The following is a 13,375-nucleotide window of genomic DNA, read 5'->3' as shown; positions in this document are numbered from 1 at the left end:
CGCCACAGTCACCGCCTCCCCACCGCTACAGCCCCCAGCGAAGCCAGCTTCCAGCCGCTCTTCGTCCGCTCCAGGTCCGCCTGGAATCGCTTCCGGTCCGTCTTCGCGTCCCCGCCGCGCGGCTCGACCTCGACCCGTACCGTCGCGATCGCCGTCGCCGTCCCGGCCCGCGCGTCCAGGTCCGTCAGCGCCGCGTCCGTGACCGTCCCGCGTGCCGTCGTGCCCTCCTGGGCCAGGACCTTCGCGCTCTTCGTCCCGTTACGGCCGATCTCCGCCTCCAGCGCGCCCGTCGAGGCCGCGCGCCAGCGACGCACCCCGTCGCCGATCCGCTCGCCGTCCATGCTGTTGAGCGTGGCGATGTGGGTACGGGCCGCGTTCAGCGCGGCGTCCCGGGTCTTGGCGAACGACAGGTCGTCGTCGCTCCGCGCCTGGGCGTACGTCCAGCCCGCGAAGCCCGTAAAGGCGAAGGACAGGACCAGCAGGAGCCGGAAGGCGAGCCTCATCGGCCACCCCCCAGCAGCCCGTCCATATCCGTCGGGCTGTCATTCACATTCGCGTCCCGGGCGCCGCCCAGCGATCCCGCCCGCGCCGGCGTCGGCACTCCGCCCCGCGGCGCGTTCTGCGAGCCGCGGACGTTGATGCCGCTCCCCGCCCCCGAGGCGCAGCGCGCCGACGTGTTCGTCTTCGCCGGCGTCGTCTCCAGCCCGTTCCGGTACGCCGTCCCGCCGTAACCGGCCGTGCACGGCAGCGGCTTGAAGAAGGTGGTGACCATTCCGAGCCGCACCCCCTTCGAGGAGATGGTGTTGTTGCCGTTCGCCGCGATCCGCGGGATGCGCACCATCAGCTCCTCGGTGCCGCGCTGGCGGGTGACGAGCAGCTCGGATGTCGTGAGGAGGTTGGCGAGCAGCACGGAGAAGCCGGGGTCGGTGTCCCGCAGCAGCGCGGTGAACTGGTTCGCGGCCTCCGGCGTCTGGGCGATGAGCTTGCGCAGGTCCAGGTCGGAGGATTCGAGCTTGGCCGCGAGCGCCGCGGCGTCGGTGCCGAAGGACTCGATCGCCTTCGACTCCTCGGCCTGGGTGGTGAGCACCGTCTGCGCGTCGACGATCAGCTTCGTCGTGGCCGGCAGCGCCTTGTCGGCGGCCTGGATGAACTCGCTGCCCGTATCCACCAGGATCTGCAGGTCCTGCCCGCGCCCCGCGAAGCCCTTGCCGAGCTCGTCGACGACCGTGCGCAGCGAGTCCAGATCGACCGACGCCGCAAGGCCGTTGACGCTGCTCAGCACGTCCGTCACCGGCGGCGGCGTCGTCGCCTGCTGCGGCGGCACGTAGGCACCATCGCTCAGGTACGGGCCCTCGTCCGACCGCGGCGCCAGGTCGATGTACTGCTCGCCGACCGCCGACAGATTGGCCACCTTCGCGGTCAGATCGGCGGGTATCTTCGGCGCCGAATCGCGGATCTGCAGCTCGGCCTCGACCCCGCTGTCGGTCAGCTTCATCTTGCCTACGCGACCGACGTCGACGCCTCGATACGTGACGTTGGCGTGGTCGAAGAGGCCGCCGGTCTCCGGCATCCCGACCCGCACGGTGTAGTAGTTCTTCGCGCCCACGAGCCGGCCCAAGTCCGCGTAGTTCATGCCGATGTACGCGAGCACGAACAACCCCAGCACGATGAAGGCGATGTTCTTCAGATGTGTCCTGAGCGTCAGCATCAGCTCTCCCCTCCCGCCGACGGCAGCGGCAGCGGCGTACTCCGGGTGCCGTTCGAGCCGCCGCCCGAGACCGGCGGCACGATCTCCGTCCCCGGCCGGGCCGCGATCCGCAGATAGACGTTGAGGTAGTCGCCCTTCACGCCGCTGAGCACCTCATCGGTGAAGGGGTACGTGAACATCACCTGCAGCGACTTCGGCAGGTCCCTCCCGGAGTCCGCCAGGTTCTTCAGCACAGGGGCCAGCGCGCGGAGGTCGGCGACCAGGTCGTCCTTGCTCTTGTCGATCGTGTCGACGGCCACCGTGGAGAGGGTGTCGAGCGCCCGCAGCATGGTGACGAGGGAGGTGCGCTGGTCCTTGAGCGTCTTCATGCCGGGGGTCAGGTTCTTCAGCACGTCGCCGATCTTGGTGTCGCGGGCGGCGAGGGTGGAGGAGAGCTTGTTGATGCTGTCCAGGGCCTTGGTGATGTTCCCCTTGTTCTTGTTCAGGTCCTTCGAGAGCGTGTTCATCCGCGTCAGTACGGACTTGGCCTGCTCCTCGTTGCCGCCGAGGGCTTTGTTCAGCTCGCTGGTGATCGTCGAGATCTGCTGCACGCCGCCGCCGTTGAGGAGCAGCGACAGGGCGCCGAAGACCTCCTCGACCTCCGGGTTCCGGTTCGTACGGGCCAGGGGGATGGTCGCGCCGTCCTTCAGCTGGGCGCGGTCGTTGGCCGGGGCGGCGGCGGTGGCGATCTGGGAGTCGTTGCTGTCGGGCCGTTTGCGCATGTCCTCCGGCGCCACCAGCTGGATGTACTTCTCGCCCAGCAGGCTCGACTGCTCCACGTTCGCGTAGGCGTTGGCGGGCAGCCACACCTTGCCGTTGACGCGCATCCGGACCTTGGCGCTCCAGCCGTCCTTGCCGACCGTGATCTTGGTGACCCGGCCGACGGTGACGTCGTTGACCTTCACCGACGACTGCGGGACGAGGGAGACGACGTTCTTGAACTCGGCCGTCACCGTGTACGGGTAGTTGCCGAGGTCGGCCCCGCCCGGGAGCGGGATGTCCTGGATCCCGTTGAACTGCGGCATGCTGCACCCGCCCGGGATCATCGCGAGGCCCGCGAGGGTGATCCCGACCGAGAAGGTCATGCCGATGCGTGCGGCGCGGCGGCTCATTCGTCGTCACCCGCCTTGGCCGGGGTGCCGTAGACGTCGCCCACCGAGGGCAGCGGCAGGGCCGGCAGCGAGCTGCGCCGCGTTTCCGGTACGGCCTCCAGACCCGCGGACTTCAGGGAGTTGCCGCCGCGCGTCATCGTCAGCTCGTTGATGTTCGCCCGGCCGTCGAGGGTGTTGGTGCGCGGGTTGTACGCGTTGTCGATGTTCTGCGCGGCCAGCGGCAGCACATCCAGCGCCTCCGCCACCGATTTGCGCTGGTCGACGACCGACTGGGTGAGCTTGGCGAGTCTGTCGACATTGGACTTCAGCCGGCCGCGGTTCTCCTGGATGAAGCCCTTGACCTGGCCGAGTGCCGTGCCCAGGTCCTTCAGTGCGGCCGCCAGATTCTCCTTGTCGTCGGAGAGGAATTTCGAGACATCCGCCAGCTGCTTGGCCGCCGTCCGCACGCCCTTGTCGTTCTTCTTCAGCATGGTGGTGAACTTCTGCAGCCCCTCCACCGTTTTCACCAGGTCGCCGCTGTTGCCGTTGAGCACGGACGCGGCCCCGCCGAGGTTCTTGATGGTCTCGCCGAAGGCCTTGCCGTTGCCCTTGAGGTTGGCGGCGCCCGTGTTGAGCAGGTCTGACAGGGCGCCGTTCTTGTTGGCGCCCTTGGGCCCGAGCGCCTCGCTCAGGTCCGTAACGGACTTCATGAGCTCGTCGACCTCCACCGGCGTCGCGGTGTCCGTGGCCGGGATGACGCCGCCGTCCGGGAACTGCTCCCCGGCCTGCCACGGCGGGCTGAGCTGCACGAACCGCCCGGCGACCACGCTCGGCGCGACCACCACGGCCTGCACCCGGCGCGGCACCTTCACGCCGTCGTCGACGCTCAGCTCGACCTTGACCTGCTTGCCGCGCGGCTCGATGTCGTCGACGGTGCCGATCTTCACGCCCAGCACCCGCACATCCGAGCCCTCGTGCACGCTGACGGCGCGGTCGAAGTACGCGGTGATCTTCTTGCTGTCGCTGCTGCCGAAGACCTTCCCGGCACCCCACGCGCCGACCACGCCGAGCAGCGCGAGCACCACGATGATCACCATCAGCCGGCGGCCCCACAGGTCACCGAGGGCGTCGGCCATGCGGTCGCCGAGGGACAGCCTCGTATCGCCCGCCATCAGCGGCCTCCTGACTTGGGCGGCTTGCACCCGGTGACCGGGAGCGTGCCTGCCGGGACGTAGTTCTTCGGGACCAGGCCGCAGACGTAGGAGTCCATCCAGCGGCCGCTGCCGAGGGCGTTGCCGACCGTCCGGTAGTACGGGCCCGCCGCCTTGAGCGCCGCGTCGAGGCTCTTCTTGTTGCGCTCCAGCACGGTGGTGACCCGGCCGAGGGCGTCGAGCGCCGGCCCGATCTGCTCCTTGTTGTCCTTGACCACGCCGCTCAGCTCGCGGCCGAGGTCGCGGGCGCCGGTGAGCAAGGCGTGGATGGAGTCGCGGCGGAAGCGGATCTCGCCGAGCAGCAGGTTGCCGTTCTTCAGCAGCGACTCGAATTCGTCGCTGTTGTCGTTGAGCGTCTTCGCCACCGACTTGCTGCCCTTGAGCAGCTCGCCGAGCTGGTCGTTGCGGGTGGAGATGGTCTGCGAGAGGCCGGAGAGGCCGGTCATGGCCTTCCGTACCGACGGCGGGGTGTCCTTGAAGGTGGAGGCGAGCACCTTGAAGCTGGCCTCGATCTTCGACGTGTCGAGGTCGCCGACGGTCCTGCTCAGCCCGTTGAAGGCCTCGATGACGTCGTACGGGGAGGTGGTGCGGCCCTGCTCGATCCGCTTGTCCGGGTCCTGGGCGCGGGAGCCCAGCGGCTCCACGGCCAGGTACTTCGAGCCGAGCAGCGTGGCGATGCCGATGCCGACCCGGCTGTCCTCGCCGACCCAGCCGTCCACGGAGAAGCTCACCTTCACCTTGGGCCCGTCGAGCGCCACCGACTGCACCTCGCCGACCTGCACGCCGGCGATGCGCACCTTGTCGCCGTCCTTGAGCCCGGCGGCCTCCTGGAAGTCGGCCGTATAGACGGTGCCCGTGTTGCCGACGACCGGCAGCGAGGCGGCGTTGTACGCGAGCAGCCCGATGAAGGTCATGATGAGCAGCCCGATGAGGGCGATCCCGACGGGATTGCGTTCCTTGACCGGCTTCAGCCGGGGCAGCAGCCTCATGACCGGCACCTCCCGCCCTTGAGCCCGATGCCGGTGGGCGGTTTGCCGCCGCCGTACGTCTCGGCGCCGCTGACCTTGGCCTGGCAGAGGTAGAGGTTCAGCCAGGAGCCGTAGGAGGCGGTGCGGCCGATCGCGGCCATCTTGGCCGGGGTCTTCTTGAGCGCGTTCTCCAGCAGCGGGGCGTCGTCATTGAGGTTCTCGGAGAGCCGCCCGACCTCGCGGATGTTGTCCTTGATCGGCTTCCGCCCGTCCTTGAAGAGCCCGGAGGTGGCGGTCGCGAGCTTCCCCATGGAACCGATGGCCTCGCCGATCGGCTTCCGGTCGCCCGCGAAGCCGCGGACGAGCTCCTCCAGCGTGCCGATGAGCTCGGTGAACTCGGTCTGCCGCTTGTTCACGGTCTTCAGCACCTTGGTGAGGTTGTCGATGACCTTCCCGATGGCCTTGTCCTTCTTGGCCAGGGTGGTGGTCAGCGAGCCGACGGTGTCGATGAGCGACGTGACGGTGGTGCCCTCGCCCTGCAGCACCTGCACGATGGAGGCGGCGAGCTTGTTGGTGTCCGCGGGGGACAGGCCCTGCATCAGCGGCTGGAAGCCGTTGAACAGCTCGGTCAGGTCGAGGGCGGGCTCGGTGCGCTTGAGCGGGATGGTGCCGCCGGCGGGGAGCTGCTGGTCCAGCGGACCGGTGCCGCGCTGCAGGTCCACGTAGCGCTGGCCGACCATGTTGAGGTACTTGATCGACGCGGTGGTGGAGGCGGGGAGGCCGCGGTTCTTCTCCACCTCGAAGGTCACCTGGGCGTACCGCCGCTGTACGACCTCGATCGACGCGACCTGGCCGACCTGCACGCCGGCGACCCGCACAGAGTCGCCGACGATGAGACCGGTGGTGTCGGTGAACCACGCCTTGTACGAACGGGTGGATCCGACGCCGGTGTTGGCGACCGAGAAGGCCAGGACGGTCGTGGCGATCGCGGTCACCAGCACGAAGATCGCGGACTTGACGAGGGGTCCGGTGAGGGACTTGCGGGCGCTCATCGGGATTCCTTCCCGAATGCCCCCGGCCTCAGCCGGCGGAGTGAGTGGATCAGCTGCGTAGCAAGACAGGGAGAACCGCTGAGCACCTTGGATTGAACGGCATTGTCAGTGGCGGCCGTTACGTTGAGGGGGTGTCGCGCTACCGTCTGCAACCAACGCCCGCCCAGGAGGCCATGCTGCTGGAGCATTGCGCGCACGCACGGTTCGTGTGGAACTTGGCGGTGGAGCAGCACTCCCTTTGGCGCCCCGGCCGCAAGGCCGCGCCGGGATATGTGCAGCAGTGCAGGCAGCTGACCGAGGCGCGAGCCGCGTTCGACTGGCTCGCGACCGGATCGCAGACGGTGCAGCAGCAGGCCCTGCGCGACTTTGCCCGTGCCATGACGAACTATTTCTCCGGTACCCACCGCAGACCGACGTGGCGCAAAGCAGGAAGGCATGAGGGCTTTCGGATCGTCGCACATCGGGCGGACAGGATGAGACGGCTGTCCCGCAAGGTCGGCGAGGTAATGGTGCCCAAGGTGGGCTGGGTGCGCTTTCGCTGGTCGCGGGCAGCGGCGGAGGGCGCGAAGTCCTACCGGGTCACCCGAGACCGGGCTGGACGCTGGCACATCGCGTTCGCCGTGATTCCTGACCCCATCCAGGCACCTGGGAGCGGCGCTACGGTAGGCGTGGACCGGGGTGTGACCATCTCTGCTGCGCTGTCTACCGGGAAGCTGCTCCAAGTACCCGGACTGGGGCACGGCGTGCAGCGGAAGCTGGTACGGCTGCAGCGTCGGCTGGCCCGTGCCAAGCGCGGTTCGAAGCGGCGCCGGGAGACCAAGGTCGCGATCGCGCGACTCAAGGCGCGCGAGGCGGACAGGCGTAAGGACTGGGTCGAGAAGACCTCGACCGAACTGGCCCGTCGCTTCGACGTCATCGGCGTCGAGAACCTGAACGTGCGAGGCATGACGGCCTCGGCGAAAGGCACTGTCGATATGCCCGGTCGCGGGGTGCGGCAGAAGGCAGGTCTGAACCGAGGCATCCTCGCCAATGGCTGGAGTGCACTCGTGACGCGGTTGGAGCACAAGGCTCCTGGCCGCGTAATCAAGATCAATCCTGTGTTCACGAGTCAGCGTTGCTCGGCGTGCGGAGTCGTGGATCGGAGGGCGCGCGAGAGCCAAGCCGTCTTCCGCTGCCGATCCTGCGGATACACCGGCAATGCCGACGTGAACGCGGCACGCAACATCGAAAACGCGGCAGGGCATGCCGTGTCTGCGCGGGAAGGGCCCAGGGATACCGGGTCGGAGCACCGCGAACCTCAACACGAGCGCCTCCTCTCTACATAGGAACGAGTGTTGGAATCCCCCAGCCCTCAGCTGGAGGAGGACGTCAATTGAGCTTCACCTCCGCACCGCGGTAGGCGGGCCCTGACAGAACGCTCGACCAGTCCGGGAGCTCGTCGGGGCCGCTCTTGGTCTCGGCCGCGACCAGCTCGTTGACCAGCTGGTTCTCCTGCGGCGAGTTGGCGACGCCGAGGTCGTTCGCGCTGGTGGTGAAGGTGTTCGCGGAAGCGGCGGCGGGGGCCGATGCCGAGGCGCTACGGGCCCCGGTGCCGCCGCCCGCCGGATAGCAGCGCGGCCCGCCGCCGGCGCCGTAGCTCGGCGCGTCCCGGCCCGGCAGATACTCGCCGCGGTCCTTGACCACGTTCACGTCCACCCGCAGCCCGTGCTGGTCGGTGCCCTTGCCGAGCGCGGCGTCCATCCGCGGCACGAAGTCGGCCACCGTGGCGAGCGTGCAGGGGAAGGCGGGCGCGTACCGGCCGAGGATCTCCATCGTCGGGCGGGCGGTGCCGGACAGGCGGATCAGGTTGGAGCTGTTCTGCTTCATCCAGGTGTCCAGGTCCTGCGAGCTCGCCGTCACCGAGGCGTAGAGGGTGGAGAGTTCGGCCCGCTGCGCGGCGAGGGTGGCGCTGGTGGTGGTGGCGTCGTGCAGCGCGTCGACGATGTCGGGGGCCGCTTTGGAGTACGTGTCGGAGACCTTCACCAGCTGCTTGATGTCCTCGTTCAGCTCCGGGAGGTTCGGGTTGAACTCCTTCAGATAGCCGTCGAGCGTCGTCATCGCCTTGCCGATCTTTTCGCCGCGGCCCTCGAAGGCGGAGGAGAGCGCGGAGAGGGTGGCCGAGAGCTTCTCGGGCTGTACGGCGGTGAGCAGCGGCAGCAGATTGTCGAGCGCCTCTTCCAGCTCCACGGCATTGCGGCTGCGGTTCTGCGGGATGACGGCGCCGGCGGCGAGGGTCTGCGTGGCGGCCTGGGTGCTCGGCGGCACCAGCGAGACGAATCGCTGGCCGAAGAGCGTCGTCGGCAGCAGCTGCGCCGATACGTCGGCCGGGATCCGGGTCATCTTGCCGGGCTGCAGCTCGAGGGTGAGCCGGGACTTCTCGCCGTCGGTGTCGATCTTCGTGACCTCGCCGATGACGACGCCGCGCAGCTTCACGTCCGCGTGCGGGTTCATCTCGCTGCCGACGGTCGCGGTCTCCACGATCACCGTGTCGGAGTCGCGGAACTCCTTGTCGTAGACGGCGAGCGACAGCCAGATCAGCAGCGCGGGCGCCAGTAGGTAGACGACGCCGGCGATGCGCCGGCGGCGGCGCACGGTGCGCTCGTTGGGCCGCAGCTTGGTTGTGGCCATCAGCCCGCCACCTTCACCGTTGTCGTGGCGCCCCAGAGCGCCAGGCTGAGGAAGAAGTCGGTGATGCTGATCAGCACGATCGCGGTCCGTACCGACCGGCCCACGGCCACACCCACGCCCGCCGGGCCGCCGGCGGCGCGGAAGCCGTAATAGCAGTGGGCGAGGATCACCAGGACGCTGAAGATCAGCACCTTGAGGAAGGAGAGGAGGACGTCCGTCGGCACCAGGAAGAGGTTGAAGTAGTGGTCGTAGGTGCCGGTGGACTGGTTGTTGAAGAGGGTCGTGACGGCGCGCGAGGCGACGTACGAGCCGAGCAGCCCGATCCCGTAGAGCGGGATGATCGCGAGCGCGCCGGCGACGATGCGGGTGGAGACGAGATACGGGATGGAGTGCACGCCCATCGACTCCAGGGCGTCGACCTCCTCGTTGATCCGCATCGCGCCGAGCTGCGCGGTGAACCCGGCGCCGACGGTGGTGGAGAGGGAGAGGGCGGCGACGAGGGGTGCGATCTCGCGGGTGTTGAAGTACGCCGAGACGAACCCGGTGAAGGCGTCGGTGCCGATCTGGCTCAGCGCCGCGTAACCCTGCAGGCCGACGACGGTGCCGGTGAAGACGGTGATGCCGACCATCACGCCGACGGTGCCGCCGATGACGCCGAGGCCGCCGGAGCCGAAGGAGACCTCGGAGAAGATCCGCTGGACTTCCTTGGGGTAGCGGCGCACGGCCCGCGGTATCCACAGCAGCGCGCGGATGTAGAAGAGCAGCTCGTCACCGGGGCGGTCGAGCCAGCGGAACCACTCACCAGTGGCGCCGCGGTGGGCGGGCAGCCCGTTGCGTATGAAGCCCTTCTTCTGCGGCGGCTCCTCGGGCTCCCCCGGGGCGGCCGCGCCCGGCTGCTCGATGACGGCCATGGCTTCAGACCACCCCCTTGGTGGGGACGAGCTGCAGGTAGATGCCGGTGATCACGACATTCACGAAGAAGAGCAGCAGGAAGGTGAAGACGACGGACTGGTTCACGACGTCGCCGACGCCCTTCGGCCCGCCCTTGGGGTTCAGCCCGCGGTAGGCGGCGACGATGCCGGCGATGAAGCCGAAGATCATCGCCTTGATCTCGCTGATGTAGAGATCGGGCAGCTGCGCGAGCGCGGAGAAGGAGGACAGATACGCGCCCGGGGTGCCGTTCTGCATGATGACGTTGAAGAAGTAGCCGCCGAGGGTGCCGACGACGGAGACAAGTCCGTTGAGGAGTACGGCGACGATGACGACGGCGAGGACGCGCGGGACGACGAGGCGCTGGACGGGCGAGATGCCCATGACCTCCATCGCGTCCAGTTCCTCGCGGATCGTACGGGCGGCGAGATCCGCGCAGATCGCGGAGCCGGCGACGCCGGAGATGAGCAGACACACGATCATCGGGCTGGCCTGCTGAATGAGCACGAGGACGCTGGCACCACCGGTGAAGGACTGCGCCCCGAACTGACTGATGAGCGACCCGACTTGCAGCGCGATGACGGCACCGAAGGGGATGGTGACGAGCATGGCGGGGAGGATGGACACGCTGGCGATGAACCAGAACTGCTCGATGAACTCCCGCGTCTGAAACGGCCGCTTGAAGATCAGCCGCGTGACGGAGAGCCCGAGCGCGAACATCTGGCCGATCTCGCGGAGGACGCCGAGGCCGGGGAGCGGCTGCCGGGGCATGGGGGGCGGTGGCGCCGGTGGCGGCGCCGCCGCTTCCTCGGCCCGCGGCATCGGCGGCCAGTCACCGGCCGGATCGCCGGCGGCGGGTGGCGGATTCCCGGGCGGCGCGGTCACGGCTGCTCCTTGGGTGTGAAGAAGCCACGGGCGCGCGGCGCTTGGCCTTCGGCGGGGTACGGGTCGGGGGTCCGGCTGTCGGGCGCGCGGTCGCTGCCGGGGGCTCGGCCTTCGGTGGCGTACGGGTCGGGGGCTTGGCTGTCGGTCGTGCGAGCGCGCGGCGCTTGGGCATCCGAGGCATACGGGGCGTCAGGCGTGCTGCCGCTGCCGGGTGCTTGGGCATCCGAGGCGTAGGCGCCGGAGGCGTCAGGCGCGCGGTCGCTGCCAGGGGCTTGGCCACCCGTGGCGTACGGGCCGGAGGGCTGTCCGGCGGCCGGATCGGCGCCACCACCAGGGCCACCATCCGGTCCATCCACGGTGGCGGCCGGGCCGGCGGGCCGCTGCGGCGCATACGGCTCGTACACGCCGGGGGTCCCGGGCCCGTAGCCGCCGGAAGACTGCGCCTCGGAGCCCGCGCCACCGGGCATCGTTACCCCGGAGCCCGCGCCGCCAGGCGCCGTCGCCCCGGAACCCGCGCCGCCAGGCGCCGTCGCCCCGGAACCCGCGCCGCCAGGCATCGTCGCCCCGGAATCCGCGCCGCCAGGCATCGTCGCCCCGGGCCCCTGGGCCGCCAGGCCCTGGCCCATCGCGCCGCCGATGCCGCCGCCAGGCGGCGTTGCGCCGCCAATACCGCCAACGCCACCGCCGCCAGGCGGCATCGCGCCACCGAAGTCGCCGGTGCCACCGGTACCGCCGAAGCCGCCCGTACCGCCAAAGCCACCCGTCCCGCCGATCCCCCCGTCCCGCGGCGACAATCGCGGCCGCTCCGGATCCCGCACCGGCAGCGGTCGCGTGGCCGCTGCCAAGTCGGCGGCGAGGTCCTCCTCGATCGCCTCGCGCGCCTTCGGCGGCAGCTCGTGCAGCATGTGTCGCACCCGCTCGCGCCGCCGGCGCACCGCGCCCCGCGGCGGCATCCCAGGCGTCGGCTCCAGTTGTGGTTCGAGGCCGCGTGGGCCGCGCATGTTCTCGCCGAGGCCGTTGAGTTGCTCCTGGGCGAGCGTCGCCTGGTCCTTTTCCTCGGACATGCCGATGGGGCCCATCCGCCGCCCGGCGAGGAACTGCTCGACCGCCGGCTCCTCGCTGGTCAGCAGCACTTCGCGGGGCCCGAACATGACAAGCCCGCGGCGGTAGAGCATGCCCATGTTGTCGGGAACCGTCGCCGCGATGTCGAGATTGTGGGTGACGATCAGCATCGTCGCGTCGATCTGCGCGTTGAGGTCGATGAGCAGCTGCGAGATGTACGCCGTACGCACCGGATCAAGCCCCGAGTCCGGCTCGTCGACCAGCAGGATCTGCGGATCGAGGACCAGCGCCCGCGCCAGCCCGGCCCGCTTCCGCATCCCGCCCGAGATCTCCCCGGGGAGTTTGTTCTCGGAGCCGAGCAGCCCCACCATGTCGATCCGCTCCATCACGATGCGGCGGATCTCCGACTCCTTCTTGCGGGTGTGCTCGCGCAGCGGGAAGGCGATGTTGTCGTAGAGCGGCAGCGAGCCGAAGAGCGCGCCGTCCTGGAACATCAGGCCGAACAGCTTCCGGGTCTCGTAGACCTCGTGCTCCCGGCTGTTGACCATGTCGACGCCGTCGATCATCACGCGCCCCTGCTCGGGACGGATCAGACCCACCAGCGACTTCAGGAAGACGGTCTTGCCGGTGCCGGACGGCCCGAGCATGACGCTCACTTCGCCGGCAGGCAGGGTGAGCGTCACGTTCTGCCAGATGTTCTGCTTGCCGAACGTCTTGGTCAGACCCTCGACGACTACTTCGATTCCCATTGCACCTCCCGTGGTTGGCTAGAGCGCCGGAAGCTTCGGAATTTCACAGACCTGGCCGGGGCCGCAGACGCCGCCTTGGCGGATCTTGAGCTTGTTGCCGGGTCCGGCGATCGTGGCGTTGATCAGCGGGTCCAGGTCCTCGCCACCGGATCCGCAGCCACTGAACTTGGGGATGTCGATCGAGCCGGTCATGACCCCGCCGTCGACCGGGTTGTAGTCGGAGCCGGCGGTGAGCCTCGTGTCGATCTTCTTCGAGGTGCGGCACTTCGACCCGACGTCGAGGCGGGCGCCGTTGACGGTGACGTCGTAGACGCGCAGATGCTGCCAATAGCCCACGCTGGTGGAGGTCTTACCTGCCCGGGTGGTGAAGACGATCGTCGCGGGGTCGGCCTCGAAGCTGACCATGGCGCTCGTCGGCTGGAAGCCGAAGGACAAGAAGGTCGACCGGGTGTCCGCGAGGGACATGATCCCCAGCATGTCGCGCTCGGTGTAGCCGTCGGCCTTCACGACCCGCTTGTCGAAGGCGAGGTTCATCATCCCGACGCGGTTGCGTCCGCGCGGGTCGTTCACGATGGCGGAGGCGTTCTGCTTGCGGATCGTGGAGAAGCCCACCGGCACGGCGCAGTAGGCCGAGCCGTCACCCTCTTCGATCTCCGCTCCCGCGGGCGGCTTCGGCAGCCGCTTCGAGTCCAGCTTTCCCTTCGGCGGCTCCTCCGGGCACTTCCTCACCGACGCCAGCGGCTGCGCCCCCGTGTCGATGGAGCCGCCGTCGCCGCTCCCGTCGCCATCCGCCTTCGGCTCGCCGGACTCCGAGGACGGCGGGGACGAGCCATCCCGCCCCGTCTCCTCGACCGGCACCGTCGCCAGTCGCGTACGGGCCCCTTCGGCCGGCGCGCAGGTCAGCCGGGACGTCGTCGCATCGCCCTCGGCGGGCGCGGTCTTCAGCTCCAGCCGCAACTGCCCGGCGGTGAAGGTGACATCGCCCCCCGACCCCACAGTCACCGGCGCAACCT

At 69.2% G+C, this 13,375-nt stretch carries 10 protein-coding genes and 2 pseudogenes; 1 reads left to right on the top strand and 11 read right to left on the bottom strand.

Annotation, left to right across the window (positions count from 1 at the left end; translation table 11 throughout):
- Positions 1-8: 8 nt before the first annotated feature.
- The 6 genes from G5C51_RS19020 to G5C51_RS18995 are packed head-to-tail and all read right to left on the bottom strand — an operon-like array spanning position 9 to position 6,069.
- A complete protein-coding gene (locus tag G5C51_RS19020; RefSeq protein ID WP_165238915.1) occupies positions 9-503 on the bottom strand; it encodes a hypothetical protein in 495 nt (164 codons plus the stop codon).
- Complete coding sequence (locus tag G5C51_RS19015) at positions 500-1,708, bottom strand: MCE family protein (RefSeq protein WP_165238913.1); 1,209 nt, start codon at positions 1,706-1,708, stop codon at positions 500-502. Before G5C51_RS19015 ends, G5C51_RS19020 begins: the two co-directional genes overlap by 4 nt.
- Positions 1,708-2,859, bottom strand: a complete 1,152-nt coding sequence (locus tag G5C51_RS19010; protein WP_165238911.1) for an MCE family protein — start codon at positions 2,857-2,859, stop codon at positions 1,708-1,710. Before G5C51_RS19010 ends, G5C51_RS19015 begins: the two co-directional genes overlap by 1 nt.
- Positions 2,856-3,974 carry an MCE family protein gene (locus G5C51_RS19005; RefSeq protein WP_420824829.1) on the bottom strand — a complete coding sequence of 373 codons (1,119 nt, stop codon included), beginning with the start codon at positions 3,972-3,974 and terminating at the stop codon, positions 2,856-2,858. The genes G5C51_RS19010 and G5C51_RS19005 overlap by 4 nt, the downstream gene beginning before the upstream one ends.
- A gap of 35 nt (positions 3,975-4,009) precedes the next feature.
- Positions 4,010-5,038, bottom strand: coding sequence for an MCE family protein (locus tag G5C51_RS19000; protein ID WP_165238909.1), 1,029 nt, complete (start codon positions 5,036-5,038; stop codon positions 4,010-4,012).
- Complete coding sequence (locus G5C51_RS18995; RefSeq protein WP_165238907.1) at positions 5,035-6,069, bottom strand: MCE family protein; 1,035 nt, start codon at positions 6,067-6,069, stop codon at positions 5,035-5,037. The genes G5C51_RS19000 and G5C51_RS18995 overlap by 4 nt, the downstream gene beginning before the upstream one ends.
- 131 nt (positions 6,070-6,200) lie before the next feature.
- Between G5C51_RS18995 and G5C51_RS18990 the strand changes: the two genes are divergently transcribed.
- Positions 6,201-7,394, top strand: a complete 1,194-nt coding sequence (locus G5C51_RS18990) for an RNA-guided endonuclease TnpB family protein (RefSeq protein WP_165238905.1) — start codon at positions 6,201-6,203, stop codon at positions 7,392-7,394.
- A 43-nt stretch (positions 7,395-7,437) separates the two neighbouring features.
- Here the strand turns inward: G5C51_RS18990 and G5C51_RS18985 are convergent, their stop codons facing one another.
- The 5 genes and pseudogenes from G5C51_RS18985 to G5C51_RS18965 form a co-directional block, all read right to left on the bottom strand.
- Complete coding sequence (locus G5C51_RS18985; RefSeq protein WP_165238903.1) at positions 7,438-8,736, bottom strand: MCE family protein; 1,299 nt, start codon at positions 8,734-8,736, stop codon at positions 7,438-7,440.
- Positions 8,736-9,647: an MlaE family ABC transporter permease gene (locus G5C51_RS18980; protein WP_165238901.1), complete on the bottom strand. Its 912-nt coding sequence runs from the start codon at positions 9,645-9,647 to the stop codon at positions 8,736-8,738. The genes G5C51_RS18985 and G5C51_RS18980 overlap by 1 nt, the downstream gene beginning before the upstream one ends.
- Positions 9,648-9,651: 4 nt before the next feature.
- Positions 9,652-10,488, bottom strand: coding sequence for an MlaE family ABC transporter permease (locus G5C51_RS18975; RefSeq protein WP_165238943.1), 837 nt, complete (start codon positions 10,486-10,488; stop codon positions 9,652-9,654).
- 864 nt (positions 10,489-11,352) lie between these two features.
- A pseudogene (locus G5C51_RS18970) lies at positions 11,353-12,362 on the bottom strand (ABC transporter ATP-binding protein); the annotation flags it as partial.
- A gap of 18 nt (positions 12,363-12,380) precedes the next feature.
- Positions 12,381-13,375, bottom strand: a pseudogene (locus G5C51_RS18965) (hypothetical protein); the annotation flags it as partial.

This window comes from Streptomyces coryli (assembly GCF_011044975.1).
Classification (GTDB): domain Bacteria; phylum Actinomycetota; class Actinomycetes; order Streptomycetales; family Streptomycetaceae; genus Streptomyces; species Streptomyces coryli.
This window is presented reverse-complemented; position numbering and strand designations above follow the sequence as displayed.

Bases quoted from the DNA above. Each gene is read 5' to 3' on its own strand.
- G5C51_RS19020 (WP_165238915.1), bottom strand. From the start codon at position 503: ATGAGGCTCGCCTTCCGGCTCCTGCTGGTCCTGTCCTTCGCCTTTACG.
- G5C51_RS19015 (WP_165238913.1), bottom strand. From the start codon at position 1,708: ATGCTGACGCTCAGGACACATCTGAAGAACATCGCCTTCATCGTGCTG.
- G5C51_RS19010 (WP_165238911.1), bottom strand. From the start codon at position 2,859: ATGAGCCGCCGCGCCGCACGCATCGGCATGACCTTCTCGGTCGGGATC.
- G5C51_RS19005 (WP_420824829.1), bottom strand. From the start codon at position 3,974: ATGGCCGACGCCCTCGGTGACCTGTGGGGCCGCCGGCTGATGGTGATC.
- G5C51_RS19000 (WP_165238909.1), bottom strand. From the start codon at position 5,038: ATGAGGCTGCTGCCCCGGCTGAAGCCGGTCAAGGAACGCAATCCCGTC.
- G5C51_RS18995 (WP_165238907.1), bottom strand. From the start codon at position 6,069: ATGAGCGCCCGCAAGTCCCTCACCGGACCCCTCGTCAAGTCCGCGATC.
- G5C51_RS18985 (WP_165238903.1), bottom strand. From the start codon at position 8,736: ATGGCCACAACCAAGCTGCGGCCCAACGAGCGCACCGTGCGCCGCCGC.
- G5C51_RS18980 (WP_165238901.1), bottom strand. From the start codon at position 9,647: ATGGCCGTCATCGAGCAGCCGGGCGCGGCCGCCCCGGGGGAGCCCGAG.
- G5C51_RS18975 (WP_165238943.1), bottom strand. From the start codon at position 10,488: ATGCCGCGGGCCGAGGAAGCGGCGGCGCCGCCACCGGCGCCACCGCCC.